Annotated in this window: 15 protein-coding genes; 14 read left to right on the plus strand and 1 reads right to left on the minus strand. The window is 43.4% G+C overall.

The window, feature by feature from the left end:
- The first annotated feature begins 138 nt into the window (after window positions 1-138).
- From FGL80_RS04390 to FGL80_RS04420, 7 genes are all read left to right on the plus strand, one after another.
- Window positions 139-1587, plus strand: a complete 1449-nt coding sequence (locus tag FGL80_RS04390) for an ABC transporter substrate-binding protein/permease (RefSeq protein ID WP_055308316.1) — start codon at window positions 139-141, stop codon at window positions 1585-1587.
- Entirely contained in the window at window positions 1584-2336 is a 753-nt protein-coding gene (locus tag FGL80_RS04395) for an amino acid ABC transporter ATP-binding protein (protein WP_010001360.1), read from the plus strand. The genes FGL80_RS04390 and FGL80_RS04395 overlap by 4 nt, the downstream gene beginning before the upstream one ends.
- Before the next feature lie 103 nt (window positions 2337-2439).
- Complete coding sequence (locus FGL80_RS04400; RefSeq protein WP_055308403.1) at window positions 2440-3879, plus strand: ABC transporter substrate-binding protein/permease; 1440 nt, start codon at window positions 2440-2442, stop codon at window positions 3877-3879.
- Between the two features lie 48 nt (window positions 3880-3927).
- Window positions 3928-4956 carry a competence protein CoiA gene (locus FGL80_RS04405; RefSeq protein WP_055308315.1) on the plus strand — a complete coding sequence of 343 codons (1029 nt, stop codon included), beginning with the start codon at window positions 3928-3930 and terminating at the stop codon, window positions 4954-4956.
- Window positions 4957-5036: 80 nt separating this feature from the next.
- Window positions 5037-6827 carry an oligoendopeptidase F gene (pepF, locus tag FGL80_RS04410; protein WP_055308314.1) on the plus strand — a complete coding sequence of 597 codons (1791 nt, stop codon included), beginning with the start codon at window positions 5037-5039 and terminating at the stop codon, window positions 6825-6827.
- A gap of 72 nt (window positions 6828-6899) precedes the next feature.
- On the plus strand, window positions 6900-7298 hold the full coding sequence (locus tag FGL80_RS04415) for a cytidine deaminase (protein ID WP_010001365.1): 399 nt from the start codon (window positions 6900-6902) through the stop codon (window positions 7296-7298).
- Window positions 7299-7344: 46 nt separating this feature from the next.
- Window positions 7345-8268, plus strand: a complete 924-nt coding sequence (locus FGL80_RS04420; RefSeq protein WP_055308313.1) for a phosphoglycerate dehydrogenase — start codon at window positions 7345-7347, stop codon at window positions 8266-8268.
- 34 nt (window positions 8269-8302) lie between these two features.
- On the opposite strand, the gene FGL80_RS04425 is transcribed toward FGL80_RS04420, so the two are convergent.
- Entirely contained in the window at window positions 8303-9277 is a 975-nt protein-coding gene (locus FGL80_RS04425) for a LacI family DNA-binding transcriptional regulator (RefSeq protein WP_055308312.1), read from the minus strand.
- Window positions 9278-9458: 181 nt separating this feature from the next.
- Between FGL80_RS04425 and FGL80_RS04430 the strand changes: the two genes are divergently transcribed.
- The 7 genes from FGL80_RS04430 (at window position 9459) to FGL80_RS04460 (ending at window position 17929) form a co-directional block, all read left to right on the plus strand.
- On the plus strand, window positions 9459-10475 hold the full coding sequence (locus tag FGL80_RS04430; RefSeq protein ID WP_055308311.1) for a zinc-dependent alcohol dehydrogenase family protein: 1017 nt from the start codon (window positions 9459-9461) through the stop codon (window positions 10473-10475).
- 56 nt (window positions 10476-10531) lie between these two features.
- Window positions 10532-10915, plus strand: a complete 384-nt coding sequence (locus FGL80_RS04435) for a VOC family protein (RefSeq protein ID WP_055308310.1) — start codon at window positions 10532-10534, stop codon at window positions 10913-10915.
- 455 nt (window positions 10916-11370) lie between these two features.
- Window positions 11371-12237 (plus strand): ROK family protein, encoded by an 867-nt coding sequence (locus FGL80_RS04440; protein WP_055308309.1) that lies wholly within the window; start codon window positions 11371-11373, stop codon window positions 12235-12237.
- An 84-nt stretch (window positions 12238-12321) separates the two neighbouring features.
- A complete protein-coding gene (locus tag FGL80_RS04445) occupies window positions 12322-12690 on the plus strand; it encodes a winged helix-turn-helix transcriptional regulator (protein ID WP_010001231.1) in 369 nt (122 codons plus the stop codon).
- Between the two features lie 362 nt (window positions 12691-13052).
- Window positions 13053-14102 (plus strand): phenylalanine--tRNA ligase subunit alpha, encoded by a 1050-nt coding sequence (pheS, locus tag FGL80_RS04450; protein WP_055308308.1) that lies wholly within the window; start codon window positions 13053-13055, stop codon window positions 14100-14102.
- A gap of 2 nt (window positions 14103-14104) precedes the next feature.
- Window positions 14105-16561: a phenylalanine--tRNA ligase subunit beta gene (pheT, locus tag FGL80_RS04455; RefSeq protein ID WP_055308307.1), complete on the plus strand. Its 2457-nt coding sequence runs from the start codon at window positions 14105-14107 to the stop codon at window positions 16559-16561.
- Window positions 16562-16642: 81 nt separating this feature from the next.
- Window positions 16643-17929 (plus strand): UDP-N-acetylglucosamine 1-carboxyvinyltransferase, encoded by a 1287-nt coding sequence (locus FGL80_RS04460; protein WP_055308306.1) that lies wholly within the window; start codon window positions 16643-16645, stop codon window positions 17927-17929.
- Window positions 17930-18004 lie beyond the last annotated feature (75 nt).

The following is an 18004-nucleotide window of genomic DNA, read 5'->3' on the forward strand; positions in this document are numbered from 1 at the left end:
CAAAGCATTTGCTTGAGCTTTTTATTTGCCAGTTGAGGGCGATATCTCGGCATGGCTTATAACGAACGTGATAATCATGTCATATAAGCTCACATAACATCACTGGACACAGGTTGGTTTTGATAGAATAAACTTATTATGGAAAAGATGAAAAGATATTTGTTAATTGTGGCGATAGCTTTGCTATCGTTTGTCGGATTTGGACTCGACGCACATGCTGCTGAGAAGCCAAATTATGTGATTACAACGGACGCGACTTATCCGCCGTTTGATTTCCAAGATAAAAATGGCCAATATACTGGTATTGACCAAGAAATCTTGAAAACGATTGCTGAACGAGAAGGCTTTACTTATACGCTGAAGCCGATGAGCTTTAATTCAGCGACTCAATCAGTCGCCTCAGATCAAGCTGACGGTGTGATTGCGGGGATGTCCATCACCGATGAACGTAAGAAGGTCTTTGATTTTGGGACACCCTATTACCGTTCTGGTATTGGTTGGGCTGTTAAAAAAGGGTCAAACATCAAGTCACTAAAAGATTTGAAGGGAAAGACCGTTGCGATTAAGACAGGAACGTCTGGTGCAGACTATGCCTTGTCAATCCAAAAAAAGTATGGCTTTAAAGTGGTCTATTTCAATGATTCAGACACCCTTTATAATGATGTGATTAACGATAATTCGCAAGCTACTTTCGGTGATTTGCCAGTTATTCAATATGCCGTTAAAAACGGGACAGCCTTAAAGGTCATGAATCCAAAGTCACCAATTCAAGCGGGTTGGTATGGCTTTGCCGTTAAGAAAGGCAAGAATGCGCAGTTACTTGCCGATTTCAATAAGGGCTTTGCAGCGATTAAAGAAGACGGGACTTACGATAAAATTGTTGCCAAGTATTTAGGTGCCAGTGCGGCAACCTTTACGGGTAGTAAGAAAGACAACGACACCGTATGGGGTATCTTAAAGTCTAACAAGATGGCCTTCCTCAAAGGACTATGGGAAACGATTGTGTTGACCGTCTTTGGGATTGTGTTGGCCTCAATTTGGGGTATTATTTTAGGTGTCATGGGCGTTAGCCAAAATGGCTTTGTTCGTGGTATTTCAAGTACAATTATTTATATTTTCCGTGGTTTGCCACTAATGGTCTTGGCCTTCTTCATTTACATTGGGTTGCCAGGGGTCATTGGTATGAAAATTCCGGCCGTGACAGCAGGGATTTTGACATTGGTCTTAAATGAAGGGGCTTATACGGGTGCGTTCGTGCGTGGTGGATTTGAAGCCGTTGATCGCGGTCAGATGGAAGCAGCGCGTTCTTTGGGCTTGCCGTATAGCCGCGCGATGCGCCGTGTGATTATGCCACAAGGTATTCGGATTATGATTCCAAGTTTCATTAACCAATTTATTATTACCTTGAAGGATACATCAATTTTGTCAGCCATTGGTATCTTGGAATTGACACAAACAGGTAGTTTGATTGTGTCACGTAATTCTCAAGGATTCCGCGTTTGGGCCATTGTCGCTGTGATATACTTAATTGTGATTACGTTACTCACATGGTTGAGTAATTGGGTAGAAAAGAGGATTCACGCATGAGTGATGCGCAAACAAAAGTAAAAGTCCATGTTGAAAATGTTAACAAGTCATACGGTGATAACCATGTCTTGCGAGATATTTCATTGGACGTGTCTGAAAATGAAGTGGTGGTCATGATTGGACCTTCAGGATCAGGTAAGTCAACTTTCTTACGGATGTTGAATCAGTTAGAAACACCAGATAACGGCACGATCATTGTTGACGGCTTTAATATTTCTGATAAGGCAACGGACATTAACAAAGTGCGTGAAAATATTGGGATGGTTTTCCAAAACTTTAACCTCTTTAATAATTACACAGTACTTGAAAATATCATGTTGGCACCGGTTGAATTAGGCAAGTTAGACAAGGCAGCTGCCGAGAAGAAAGCCCGTGAATTACTAGAAACAGTTGGCTTGAGTGATAAAGCTGATATGTCAGTTAATTCATTATCTGGTGGTCAAAAGCAACGTATTGCCATTGCCCGTGCGTTGGCCATGTCACCAGATATTATGTTGTTTGATGAACCAACATCAGCCTTGGATCCAGAAATGGTCGGGGATGTGTTGAACGTCATGAAAGATCTAGCGGATTCTGGGATGACGATGATTATCGTGACACACGAAATGGGCTTTGCAAAACAAGTCGCCGATCGTGTGGTTTTCTTTGAATCAGGTAAGATTCAAGAATCTGGCACACCAGAAGAAGTCTTTAATGCACCTAAAAATGCACGTTTGCAAGAATTTTTGAGCAAAGTCATGCAAGCCTAATGGGTTTGATAGACAGTCTCACAATTGAACGTGCAGCAAACGATTGAAAAAGCCGACCGTTTGGTCGACTTTTTTGTAATGTAGGAAGAGAATTTTAATGATCATGTTAAAAAGATACATTTTAGGGCTGGCAACATTAGTCATGTTTTTTCTGCTAACGCCGATCGCGTCAGCTGATAAACCACACTATACCATTACGACGGATGCAACTTATGCACCGTTTACTTTTCAAGATAAAAATAATCGTTATGTCGGCATTGAACAAGACATGATGAAAGCCATTGCCGAGCGGGAAGGGTTTACTTATACTATGAAGCCAATGAGCTTCAATTCTGCGGCGCAACTGGTTTCAAACGGACAAGCTGACGGGATTATTGCCGGTATGTCTATTACACCAGAACGGCGTCAAGTGTATGACTTTTCAACCCCTTATTACAAAACGGGGGTGGCTTGGATTGTTAAAAAAGGCAGTAAAATTAAATCACTGGCGGATTTAAAAGGGCAAACAGTGGCCTTAAAGACAGGGACAGCAGCGTCTGAATATGGGCTATCGCTACAGAAAAAATATGGTTTCCAGGTCAAATATTTTAACGATACCGATACCATGTATAATGATGTGGCAGTTGGCAATTCGGCGGCCACATTTGAAGATATGCCAGTTATTCAATACGCGATTAAAAATGGTATGGCCTTAAAGGTCATGAATCCAGATCAACCTGGTAACGCAGGGTCTTATGGTTTCGCAGTTGAAAAAGGCAAGAACAAAGCACTTTTAGCGGCTTTTAATCGTGGTTTTGCTGCCATCAAAAAAGATGGCACGTACGATAAAATTGTGGCGAAGTATTTGGGTGCCCGGCAAGCAACGTTCTCTGGCACTAAGCGTGATAACAGTACTGTGCTTGGGATTTTGCGGACCAATAAGACAGCATTGCTCAACGGTTTGTGGCAGACGATTGTGTTGACCGTGATTGCGATTATTTTTGCCTCAATCTGGGGTATTTTACTCGGTATCATGGGCGTGAGTCAATTTGGCTGGGTGCGGGGAATTGCCACCACAATTATTTACATTTTCCGTGGCCTACCATTGATGGTCTTAGCGTTCTTTATTTATATTGGGTTGCCTGGTTTAACTGGGGTGAAAATACCGGCCTTTACAGCGGGGATCATCACGCTGATTCTAAATGAAGGCGCTTATACAGGAGCGTTTGTCCGTGGTGGCTTTGAAGCCGTTAACCGTGGGCAAATGGAAGCTGCGCGTTCGTTGGGTTTGTCTTATAGTCAGGCCATGCGTCGGGTCGTGATGCCACAAGGTCTCCGTATTATGGTGCCAAGTTTCATCAACCAATTCATTATTACCTTAAAAGATACGTCGATTCTATCAGCCATTGGGTTGCTCGAATTAACGCAGACAGGTTCTTTGATTGTGGCGCGTAATTCACAAGGTTTTCGTGTCTGGGCAATCATTGGGGTCATGTATCTCATTTTAATCACCTTGTTGACTTGGTTTAGTCGCTGGGTTGAAAAACGCATGACTGTAAAATAAACATCAAAAACACCTCCTATTCGTATGATGAATAGGAGGTGTTTTTTTATGTTTATCGCACAAGACAAGCAAGGCACGTATGTGCAAGCTAACGTCGCTGGGACAAACGATGAGTTTTACTGTCCTGGTTGTTTGGCACCGGTCTACTTACGTCAGGGAGAGATTAAGCAACCACATTTTGCACATCGCGTGGGTGCGCAGTGCCACACTTTCTCAGACAATGAAACACCGCAACATTTGGCTGGGAAATTACAATTGGCAACCTACTGTCAAAAATTCGGGCAAGTCACTTTGGAAGCGGTTATTCCGGCTATTAACCAACGACCTGACATTTTAATCACCCGTGCAGATCAGCGTATTACCATTGAGTACCAGTGTAGTCCGATCTCCCAGCAACGTTTAGATGAGCGGAATGCGGGCTACCGCCAACAACACATTACCGTGATTTGGATTTTAGGCGCCACTTATTATCAGGCTAAAATGGCGCAACGCACGATTGTTAAATTTTTAGCCAATCAGCAGTTGTGCTTCTATTTACCTGATACGCAAAAATTTTACCATCGCGCCCATTTTGAAAAACCAGACTTTATTCGGGTTAATTACAGTGAAATTGTCAGCACGCAATTGTTGACAACAGTACCAAAGCACAAACAACGCAGATTAGATGTGGTGCAACAAATTTACAAACTGCAACAACTCATCGCGCAAAAACGGGTGGATCAGCGCTTGATTGCCTATCTTTATTTGCAACAACGCTTATTATTGCAGGCACCGCTTTGGATTCATTTGGGGCAAACCTTTGGCCTGACAATCAGCAATTGGCAGTGGCGATTACAGAGTTTGTTAGTGTTAGAAAAAATTGGTGTTGGTCATGTTTTGCATCAGCAGGTGATGTTGGCCAAACTCAAGCCCTATGTTCTGGGAAATGCCACTTTTCAACAAGAACAAGTGATGGCGCTCATGCAAGAAATGGTGGCGCAGCATTTTATTGTGCAGCGTGGGGCTTATTTCTTAGTTGTTGAATTACCGGTGTGGTATGGGTCGTTGCGACAAAAATTAGGTCAAGTGAGAAAATAGTGATAAAATAAAGTATGATATTTTAAGAAGGGAATGTTAGTGTCCATCGATCATTTGAGCGACACTGACGCGTAATAATAATGGCACAACTACAACGCGATGAAGTACCTGAAGAGTTAACTTGGGATTTGACCTCCATTTTTGCAACCGATGACGAGTGGGAAACAGCTTACGATGCTGTGCATCAAGGGGCACATGCTCTGAAGCAATTTGTGGGGCATGTTGGTGATTCAGCCCAAACGTTGCAAACAGCACTGGAAGCTGATCTTGATTTGGAACGTCAATTGGAAAAAGTCTACGTCTATGCGCACCAAATTTATGATCAAGATACGACGAATCAAAAATATGCCGCTTTTAATAGCCGTGCGCAAGCACTTTGGTCTGAAGTAAGTGAAGCAACAGCTTACTTCCAACCCGAAGTGCTTAATATTCCAGAAGAAACGTTGACAAACTATTTGAAGACGGCAGGGTTACAACCTTACCAACATTTATTTGACCAAATTCTGGCGCAAAAGCCTTACACATTGCCAGCAGAACAGGAAGCACTTCTGGCCGGAGCTGGGGATATTTTTAATGCTTCAGAAAACACTTTTGGTGCGTTAGATAATTCCGACATGACGTTTGGGGATGTCCATACTGAAACGGGTGAAGTGGTGCCATTGACAAATGGCCTTTACAGTCTGTTGTTGGAATCTAAGTCACGTGAATTGCGCCAAGAAGCGTTTGAAACATTGTACGATAGTTACATTGCCTTGCAAAACACTTTCGCGTCAACGTTATCGTCACATGTCAAAGGTCATAATTATTTAGCTAAAGTGCGTCACTATCGCTCAGCACGGGAAGCAGCCATTCTACCACACAGCCTACCAACATCAGTGTTTGAAACGTTGCGTGAAACGGTTGATGCCAATTTGCCACTGTTGCATCGTTTTGTATCACTCCGTAAGCAAGTTTTGGGCGTTGACGATATTCACTCATATGACCTCTACGTACCGTTAGTCGATGAGATTGATTTTGATGTCACGTATGACAAAGCCAAAGACATTGTGTTAGCCGCTTTGGCACCATTAGGACCAGATTATATTGCCGTGGTTAAAAAGGCCTTTGACGAACGCTGGATTGATGTGGTGGAAAATAAGGGTAAGCGTACTGGTGCTTATTCGAGCGGCACATATGACACGAACCCATTTATTTTGTTAAATTGGCAAAATAACTTAAATAACGTTTACACTTTGGCCCATGAAATGGGGCACTCGGTGCATTCTTATTTGACCCGTCAAGCACAACCTTATCATTATGGTGATTACCCAATTTTCCTAGCTGAAATTGCATCAACAACCAATGAAAGCCTACTCACGGATTATTTGTTAAAGACAAATGATGATCCAAAATTCCAAGCCTATGTGTTGAATCAATATCTTGATGGCTTTAAGGGCACGGTGTTCCGACAGACCCAATTTGCGGAATTTGAAGATTGGATTCATGAACAAAGTGCAGCTGGGGTGGCGTTAACAGCTGACGCGATGAGTACGTACTATGCGGCATTGAATCAAAAGTACTATGGCCCAGATCTCTTCCCAGATGAAGAAATCGCGTATGAATGGGCGCGTATTCCACATTTCTACTACAACTATTATGTCTATCAATATGCCACTGGTGAAGCCGCAGCGACGACTTTGGCTGATCGTATCTTGAATCAGAATGGGGCAGAAGCGTATAAAGACTACTTAAAGGCCGGTGCCTCAGACTATCCATTAGCCGTTATCGGCCAAGCAGGGGTTGATATGACGCAAGCGGATTATTTGAAGGAAGCCTTTGGCGTGTTTGAAAAGCGTCTCGATCAGTTGACAGATTTGTTAGTTCACAAGTAACCACATTGATCTGTCTTATGATACTGCCATGTTTATGGTAAAATGATAGGACAATAAATGGAGAACAACAACATGCAAACGACACCGCCCGAAGAATTAGTGGCTGTTGCGCTTGAAGCGCTTGACGAAACTTATACACCGTATTCACATTTTCCAGTGGGTGCTGCGTTATTGACAGCATCAGGCACTGTGTTTAAAGGGATTAACATCGAAAATGTCTCTTTTGGTCTCACCAATTGTGCAGAACGCACCGCTATTTTCAGTGCCATGGCTGCTGGTCATCGCCAGTTTGCTGGTTTAGTAGTTGCAGGGCGCACAAATGAGCCAATTGCCCCTTGTGGTGCATGTCGACAAGTCATGGTCGAACTTTTCCCATCCGACATGCCAATTTGGTTGATTAATGATACTGGCAAAAGTGTGCAAACGACGATTGCGGATTTAATGCCAGGGTCATTTAACGCACTGGCGTAGTATCGTGTTGATACATCGCTGAAAGCACTGACTTGAAGGAGAGCATATGCAAAAGCAAAAAGTACTCGTTTTTGACGGCACGGCACAAGCCGCAATTGATTATTTAAAGGCCCATGATTTAGAAGTCATTTCAAATCCGCAACAAACAGATGCCGATTTTCTTGCTGCAGCTGATGTAGATGCGGTGATTTTGATGATGCATCCGCTATCTGAGCAACTATTATCACAGATGCCAAATCTTAAAGTGATTGCCCGTTATGGCGTGGGCTATGATAATGTTGATTTAGCTGATGCAACGGCACATGACATTGTTGTCACCAATACGCCAGGGGCGAATGCAACGGCGGTTGCGGAAACGGCCGTCATGCATATGTTGATGGCTGGCCGTTACTTCTATCAGCAACGACAGAGCATTACTGACCCCAACGTGCCAAATGGGACGGGTCAAGAAGTTTCGCATAAGACAGTCGGCATTATTGGTTTTGGTGCTATTGGTCAAAAAATTGATGAATTGCTGACTGGATTTGATGTCAACGTGTTAGCCTATGCCCGACATGATAAACCCGTCAAAAACGGCCGGATGGCCACACTAGATGAGATTTATACGACAGCAGACTATATCATCTTGGCTTTGCCAGCAACGCCAGCAACGCAACATATGATTGATGCGGCTGTTTTCAAGAAAATGAAAAACAATGCCGTTTTGATTAATATTGCGCGTGGGGCAGTCGTGGACGAAGCGGCCTTAATTGCCGCATTGAAGACAGGTGAGATTGCTGGTGCGGGACTAGATGTGGTTACGGTTGAACCAGTTGCACCAGATAATGAGTTATTGACGTTACCCAATGTTTTTGTCACACCACACGTGGCGGCAAAATCAGTTGAAGCGTTTGATGCGGTTGGTTTAGCAGCAGCACAAGAAGTTGTGCGTGTCTTAAACGGCGAAGAGCCAAAAAATCAAGTCAATTAAAAAAACACGTCGCCTTTTTAGGGCGACGTGTTTTTTATTCAGGTTTGTGTAATGAAACAGGGAGCATGTCAAGATCTGGCAATGCTTCATGATTAATTTCAGCAAATAGGACGTCAATTAGACGTTGTGCTGCCTCATGGATTGGCTGCACGATTGTTGGGAGATCGGGGTGCAACTGTTGGACAATTGGTGCACCGTCGTACCCTGCAACAATCACGTCCTCAGGGACACGAATATTTGCCCTGCGTAACGCATTTTGTAGTTGGACAGCCATCATGTCATTATAAGCAAAGACACCATCTACTTTTTGGGTCACGATCAAGTTAACAATCTCTGCCATCTCTTCGGCACTTGCAAATTCGTTAGAATTAGAATTGATATTGTGTTCGATTAACTGGCTTTTGTTGGCAATCGCATCCGAAAAGCCGACATAACGTTGTGCGGTTGGGGATGCAGAAGGGTCATTGTCACATAACACTAGCAGATTTTTAGCCCCTTGAGAAACCAGATACTCGCCAATGAGGTAGCCACCGCGATAATTGTCTTCATGAACAATCGGAATATTATCTGCTAAATGACGGTCATAGGCCACAATTGGCAGAAAGTTATCTTGATAACTAGCAATGCCGAGATTATGTGATGAGGTAATAATACCTTCCACTTGGTTAGCTGCTAACATTTGCAAATATTGTTGTTCTTTTTCAATGTTATTGGCACTCGTCGCAATAATCACTTTGTAGCCTTTTTTAAATAAGAGTTGTTCGATTTCGGTGGCTAAAGCGGTAAAAAATGGATTTTGAATGTTGGGGAAAATTAAACCGATAAATTGTGATGATTTACCTTGTAGTGAGCGCGCCATGGCATTTGGTTGGTAGTGCAACTCGCGCATGGCAGCATGAACTTTGTCGATCGTTTTTTGGCTCAAGGAACCGTAATTATTGATCACACGTGATACTGTTGTAATTGAAACGCCGGCCAATTCGGCGACGTCACTTAATTTTGCAACCATTGAAACCTCCGTTTACTGCTAAAAATTGTGTTGCATTTTTAATCACTAAGCACATTCTATTATACACTTTTTTGCAATAAAACTTTCAGCAAAAAAATTGATTAACGCTTGACAAATTATTTAAAAGGGTTAATATGGTCTTATAAGTTAAAAACATCACAAGTAAAACGGAGCGGAAAACATGGAAGCATTAGTGTTGACTGGTATTAAGTCACTGGAATTGAAAGAAATTGCACAACCCGAAATCAAGCCTGACGAAGTCAAGATTCATACAGCCTTTGCTGGTATTTGCGGGACAGACCATGCGTTATATGCTGGTTTGCCTGGTTCTGCACCAGCGGTCCCACCAATCGTCTTAGGTCACGAAAATTCAGGTGTGGTTGTTGAAGTTGGTTCAGAAGTCACAAACGTTAAGGTCGGTGACCGTGTGGCAGTTGATCCAAACATCTACTGCGGTCAATGCAAGTACTGCCGTACAGGGCGTCCAGAATTATGCGAACATCTCTCAGCTATTGGGGTGACGCGTGACGGTGGCTTTGAAGACTACTTCACAGCACCTGCCTCAGTTGTTTACCCAATCCCAGACAATGTGTCATTGAAGGCTGCAGCTTTGGTTGAACCAATTTCTTGTGCCGTTCACGGTATTCAATTGTTGAAGGTATCACCATATCAAAAGGCACTTGTCATTGGTGATGGCTTCATGGGACAATTGTTTGTGCAAATTTTGCAGGCTTACGGCATTCACCAAGTTGATTTGGCTGGTATTGTGGATGAAAAGTTGGCCATGGCGAAAGATAAGTTTGGTGCAAAGCGCACGTTCAATACAATGGCAGGTGACAAGATTCCTGATGGTGAATATGATGTTGTCATTGAAGCTGTCGGTTCACCAAAGACACAAGAAGCAGCCATTGAAGCTGCTGCGCGTGGTGGTCAAGTTTTGATGTTTGGTGTCGGTGGTCCAGACGACACATTTGAAATGAACACTTATGAAGTTTTCCAAAAGCAATTGACAATTCAAGGCTCATTCATCAATCCAAATGCCTTTGAAGATTCATTGGCTTTGCTATCATCAGGCAAGGTAGATGTTGAACCTTTGATTTCACATGAATTGGACTATGCCACTGTTGAAGACTTCTTGAACGGCAAGCTTGGCGTAGTGTCAAAGGCTGTTGTGAAGGTTGGCGGCGAAGAAGCGTAACCGGAAGACAGATCACGCGACAAAGTCATCAACGCGTTGATCGAGGGGGGGCAAATATGGCATTTTCAGATTATTATTCAGGTTTACAACACATCGGTATACCAACACATGATTTGGCAGCTGCGGAAGCTTTTTGGACAAAATTAGGATTTACGAAAACTGGTGATTTTCCAGTTGGACAAGTCATCTTTATGCAACGTGATAATCTTGTGATTGAAACGTGGTACCAAGAAGTGGTTGCCAATCAACCAGGCGCAATTAACCATATCTCATTGGACACGACAGATGCTGAGGCAGCTTTTGCGGCCGCAAAGGCTGAAGGTTTTGACCTGATTGATTCAGAAGTGCAACAATTAGCATTTTGGGACAAAGGGATTAAGTTCTTTAATATCCAAGGCCCAGATGCTGTCATTGTAGAATTTTGTGAAATTGTAAAATAAAAAAAGTTGGCGTAACGGCGCCAACTTTTTTTATTGCGTAGGATTGTGGTGGTGCTATCGTGTTTTCACATTTGTTTCTGAAAGGTACAAAAATACGATGAATTATTTTCTAAAATTAATCCTGACGAACGCTTGACACTGGTGATTTAAATCGATTAAACTAATAATGTAAGCGCTTAACAAAACGATAAAATAAAGCAATGATAGGACAATTTAACGTCACGACGTACTGTAAATGTTAACCACACATTTTAGTCAAGTTGTGGCGTGATTGTCAGTCTGTCTGGCAACGGGTGCGCCTTGTTTTGTCGCAACTGTGGACTTGGCGTCACCAGCCTGCGGCTTTTGATTGGGAGGCTACAGTCACAATGATCACCTTTGTTGTGTATACGTGTTTAAAGGGTGATCATTATGACAGCAAATGACTAAAACAGAGATAAGAAAAGAGAAAAAACATGGGACTATTAGGTGCAATTGAAGCAGGTGGAACGAAGTTTGTGGTGGCTGTTGCGGATGAAGACTTTAACATTGTCGATCGGACAGCATTCCCAACATTAGATGGCGAAAAGACGTTAGATCAGGTTGTTGCGTTCTTTGATCAATATGATAACATCGATGCCATTGGGATTGCCGCCTTTGGGCCAATTGATATTGTGCCTGAATCAAAGACTTACGGTTATGTTCTCGACACGCCAAAACACGGCTGGTCAGGGTATGATTTCTTAGGTCGTATGAAGGCTTGGCGTGATATCCCTTATTACTGGACAACGGATGTTAATGGTGCTGGTTGGGCTGAGTTTACCACAGGGGCTGCCAAAGACGTTGACAATATGGTGTATTTGACAGTTGGTACGGGTGTTGGTGCCGGTATTGTTTCTGGCGGACAACTTGTCAGTGGTTATGGCCACCCAGAAGCCGGTCACATCTTCTTACAAAAGCATCCAGAAGACACGTATGCAGGGCACTGCCCATTCCACGGTGCTAACTGTTTGGAAGGCTTGGCAGCTGGACCAGCTATCGAAGAACGCTGGGGCATGAGTGCCAAGGAAATTCCTGATGATCATTTGGCATGGCGCATGGAAGCCTTCTACTTGGCACAAGCGATATTGGATTATACGATGATCTTGCGCCCAGAAAAGGTTGTGCTCGGTGGTGGCGTGCCACACCGTGAGATTCTTTTCCCCTTAATTCGGGAAAGCTTTGCGGAACAAATGAGCGATTATTTGGCAGTGCCACCATTGGATGACTATATTGTACCTGTGGCCAACGGGGACAATGCCGGTATCCTCGGTTGTTTCTATTTGGCGAAAACATTGCGATAACCGTTACCTGTTTAACTACTTACTTTTTGTCAAGTTGCGCGCTTTGTGTTACTATGAACACATCAATAACTCAGAGGGAAAATGATGGCAAAATTAGCAGAACATACAGAGGATTTACTCTGCGAGAATTTCACCAATACATTTCAGATTTTAGGTCGTAAATGGAATGGCCTAATTATTGAGACGTTGCTTATTAGTGGACCAAAACGTTTCTTGGAATTGTCACGGGCGATTTCTGGCTGTTCTGACCGTGTGTTGGTTGAACGTCTGAAAGAACTTGAAGCGGTACAATTGGTTAACCGTGTGACTTATGAAAATTCTAGTCTCATTGAATATAAGCTTACCGAGTCTGGTGAAGCAATGCGTCCACTGATGGCAGCAATTCATGAGTGGTCTGATCAATATAATAACGTGGCCAAGACAAAACATGACGACACAGACGCTTTAGCATGATATACTAGAGTTGTAATCTAGCGCGTTTTAGTGCTGTGCCGCTATGGCAAATAGTCACTAAAATAGATGCTAAAACAGTAAAATATGTTTTAAACACGATGAATGACCTAGTAATGATAGAACAAATTTAGCGAGCAATACAGATTGGTGAAAGTATTGTATTTGCGTCTATGATGAATTTCAGTCAGGAGTGATTGGTTTAATCACCAACGTTTTGACAGCGTTATTGTCATTTAGAGCTGACGTTAGTCAGAAAATTGGGTGGTACCACGATCAGACGTCCCATGTTATCTCATGATAACATGGGACGTTTTTTATTCACGTGATTAAAACATCAGGCGTCGTATTGAAAGGAAATGATGATGAGTTTAACTGAAGAACTAACAGCATTAAAGGCTTCAGCCGTAGAACGAATTAACGCCGCAGATGCAGATATTGAAGCGTTGCGCGTCAGTTTGCTGGGTAAAAAAGGCGAATTAACTGCTTTACTGAAGGGGATGAAGGACGTTGCGCCAGAAGACCGGAAAGCAGTCGGCGAAATTGGAAACGATGTACGCCAAACTATTACAGCTTTGTTGGCGGAAAAAAAGGCGGCCGCTGAAGCAGCAAAGCTTGAAGCGCAATTGGCAGCTGAAACGATTGATGTGACGTTGCCAGGTAGTGCACATGTTGTCGGACAACCCCATGTTTTGCAACAAATTATTGATGAAATTGAACAACATTTCTTAGGTTTAGGCTTTGAAGTGATTGATGATACCGTTGATTCACCGGAAGTTGAAACTGATGAATATAACTTTGAACGGGAAAACTTGCCAAAGGACCATCCGGCCAGAGATATGCAAGATACGTTCTATATTACGCCTGAAATCCTATTACGGACGCAAACGTCACCTGTACAATCCCGTTCATTAGAAAAGCACGACTTTTCAAAGGGACCACTTAAGATGATTGCGCCTGGAAAGGTTTATCGTCGTGATACGGATGATGCGACGCATTCACACCAATTCCATCAAGTTGAAGGGATGGTTGTGGGCGAAAACATCACGATGGCTGATTTGAAGGGCACTTTGCTCTCAATCATGCAAGCCTTGTTTGGCGAAAAGCATCAAATCCGGATGCGCCCATCATATTTCCCATTTACTGAACCTTCGGTTGAAGTCGACGTATCTTGGAATGAAGTCACACCAGATACCAAGCCAGAAGATATTGAGTGGATTGAAGTGTTGGGTGCTGGGATGACGCATCCAAATGTTTTGCGCATGGACGGGATTGACCCAGAGAAGTATTCGGCGTTTGCCTTTGGCTTGGGCCCAGATCGTTTTGCGATGTTGAAATACGGTGTCGACGATATTCGTCAATTCTATTTGAACGATGTCCGTTTCTTGTCACAATTTAACCGAAAGGGGAACTAAACATGAAAACGAATTTAACATGGTTAAATGATTATTTAGACCAAACCATTGCGTTAGATCAACAAGCGGTGGCGGATTTAGCTGAACAAGTCGCCCGCACGAGTGTTGAAGTTGATAGCGTGACAACACTGGCACAACAACAAGATGGTCTTGTTGTCGCCGAAGTCGTCAGTGTGGTACCACACCCTGATTCTGATCACATGGTTATCACGCAAGTCAATATTGGTGAACCTGAATTGGTACAAGTTGTGACAGGGGCACCTAACGTGGCCGTGGGTCAATTGGTTGTCCTTGCTAAAGTTGGGGCACACATTATTAATCGTGAATCAGGCGAATTAATGACGTTAACAGCCGCTAAGTTACGTGGTGAAATGTCTTATGGGATGTTGGTGGCCTTACAAGAAATTGGTTTTGACAATAAAATTGCGCCGAAAGACTTTGAAGCTGGTATTTATGTCTTTGGACCCAATGATGGTGTGCAACCTGGTGATGATGCCTTAGTGGCGCTGGGAATGACAGATCCCGTGTTGGATACTGATTTAACGCCTAATCGTGCGGATATGCTTTCAATGATTGGAACAGCGTATGAATTTGGGGCGATGTTAAAGCAACCAGTAACTGAGCCAGCATTTGATTTAGTCGAATATGAGACGTTAGCACGTGATCAAGTTGATGTCGTGATTGAAGATGACACTTTGGCACCAAAGTATACTTTGCGCGTGGTGAACAACGTGACGGTTGGGGATTCACCACTCTGGCTGCAAAAAGCACTTTGGAATGCGGGTATGCGACCAATTAACAATATTGTTGATATTACGAATTACATGATGTTGATGTATGGGCAACCTTTACATGCGTTTGATTTGGATAAGTTATCGGATAAAACCGTGCATGTGCGTCGTGCTAAAACAGCGGAACAATTGGTGACGTTGGATGAGCAAACGCGTGATTTACGTGCGGGTGAAGACATCGTGATTACCACTGCTGATGAACCATTGATGCTTGCTGGTGTCATGGGTGGTGCCAGTTCAGAAGTTGATCATACGACACGACACATCGTTTTGGAAGGTGCTGTGTTTAATCCGAGTTTGGTGCGCGCGACGGCACGTCGTCATAATTTGCATTCAGAAGCTTCGGCCCGCTTTGAACGTGGCGTGAACTGGGATGCAACCTTTACGGCTTTGGATCATGCTGCACAATTGGTTGATGAATTAGCCGGTGGCCAAGTGGCCCGTGGCCGAGTGGTTGCAGCTGATACGCCTTACGAAGAAATTGTGATGCCATTGACGGCGGCACGGGTGAATCAAATTCTTGGCACAGCATTGACGCTAGCAGATATTGCTGCCATTTTTGATCAATTAGCCCTAGATTATCAAATTGAGGCGGACACCATTCAAGTAACTTTGCCAGCACGCCGGCCAGATTTGCGAATCGAAGCAGATTTGATTGAAGAAATTGCGCGCCTTTATGGTTATGACAATTTGCCTGTGACTTTGCCTTACGGGCCAACGACACCTGGTCACTTAACATTACGTCAGCGTCAAATTCGTGCAAGTCGTCGTATCATGGAAAGTTTGGGCTTGAACCAAGCAATTTCCTACGTCTTAACAACACCTGAAAAGGCGCAACAATTTGCCGAAAATCCTGGTGAAAAAGTTGTCGCCTTGGATTACCCAATGAGTTCAGATCGGACGACAGTGCGTCAAAATCTATTGGCGGGTCTATTAGAAGATGTTGTTTATAATGTCAATCATGGCGTGGCCGACGTGGCACTTTATGAACAAGGCCGTATTTTTATTGGAACTGACGACAGTACGCTGCCAACTGAAATGGAACATTTGGCTGGTGTTTTGACGGGCACACGTGCTACTTCAAGTTGGCAACAGGATAAAACGCAAAAGCCAGTTGACTTCTATGATATGAAGGGAATTGTCGCTGAATATTTGGCCCAAATCGGCGTTGAAAATGTGCGTTATGAAGCGACAAAGCGCCACCAAAACATGCATCCTGGGCAAACGGCTGATATTTACAGTGGCGATGTTTATCTTGGCTTTGTGGGTCAAATTCATCCTAAGGTGACACAAGCTCATAAGTTAGCACCGGTATTTGGGTTTGAACTGAACTTGTTTGCAGTAATGTCACAAGTAACAGGGGACGTTGCCTATGCCCCAATCTCACGTTTCCCACAAATGCGACGCGATGCAGCGTTGTTGGTTGATGAACACATTCAACATGCTGACATTGTCGCCCTTATTCGTGAAACAGCTGGTGACAAACTTGTGGACGTGCAATTATTTGATGTTTATACAGGGGATAATTTGCCTGCCGGTAAGCGCTCATTAGCCTATACATTGACGTATCAAGACAATGATGAGACACTAGTTGAAGCAGAGGTTAACGCTGACTTTGAACGAGTAACCAATGCATTAATCGCGCAACTTCATGTGGAAGTGCGTTAAAATCTTTTCTAATTAAATTTGAGTTAAGTCTGTTGGCACGGTATAATTGACAATGGACTATAACGATTACAAGGAAACCTCATGGCTAAAATAATTGTACACGGCGGCAAGCGCCTCCATGGTGAAGTCACAATTGGTGGCGCAAAAAACTCAACAGTTGCACTCATTCCAGCTGCTATTTTGGCGGATACACCAGTGACTTTTGATACTGTACCTCAAATTCTCGACGTGAAAAATTTGCAACTTATCTTGGATGCAATGAATGTTCAGTCAAAATTTGAAAATGGCAATTTGGCCATTGATCCGACACAAATTGTGGAAAGTGATTTGCCAAGTGGCGCAATCAAGTCACTTCGCGCATCTTACTATTTCATGGGGGCCTTACTTGGTCGCTTTAACCGCGCAACGGTGACTTTCCCTGGTGGGGATAACTTGGGCCGACGTCCAATTGATCAACACATTAAAGGTTTTGAAGCCCTTGGTGCCAAGGTAACGGAAAGCAACGATATTATCCATATTGATGCCACAGAAAACGGGCTAGTCGGCGCACGTATCGCTTTAGATACGGTTTCGGTTGGTGCGACAATCAATATTATTTTGGCTGCAGTGCGTGCTAAGGGTCAAACGATCATTGAAAACGCGGCGCGCGAACCAGAAATTATTGATATTGCAACATTTTTGAATAACATGGGTGCCAACATCCGTGGTGTTGGAACGGATACCATTCGTATTTCAGGTGTGCCAACATTAAAGGCGACAAACACCCATACGGTCATTCCTGATCGTATTGAAGCTGGTACTTATATGAGTATGGCGGCAGCTTTTGGTGATGGGGTAACGATTAAAAATGTCATTCCAGAACATTTGGAATCTTATACATCAAAGTTAATTGAAATGGGTGTGAATTTGGATATCGGTGAAGATGAGATTCACGTCTACCCATCAGACGCTTTACAACCGGTTAATATTAAAACAATGCCTTATCCAGGCTTTGCTACTGATTTGCAACAGCCAATCACGCCACTATTACTGATGGCTGAAGGTGAAAGTGTCATTCAAGATACAATCTATCCAAAGCGCGTGAAGCATATTGCAGAGTTGCGTCGTATGGGTGGTGATATTGATTCTGAAAAGCCTGGTGAAATTCGGGTTAATCATTCACCACGCCTTGTCGGTACAGATGTTGCTGCTGCCGAAATTCGCGCGGGTGCAGCCTTAGTGATTGCTGCGGTGATGGCCGATGGCGATACTGTGATTAACGATGCTGATCATATTTTACGTGGCTATGATCGTATTCAAGAAAAGCTTGCTGGTCTAGGGGCTGATATTACGATTGAAGGCATTGATTTAATTAATTTGATGCCATAGTCTTGTAATTTCATACGGCACATGATAAACTGTATTAGTTATAAACTGACTCTGTGACAAAAGTCTCAGGGCGCT

The sequence above is a fragment of the Leuconostoc lactis genome, from assembly GCF_007954625.1.
In the GTDB taxonomy this organism is placed as follows: Bacteria; Bacillota; Bacilli; order Lactobacillales; family Lactobacillaceae; genus Leuconostoc; species Leuconostoc lactis_A.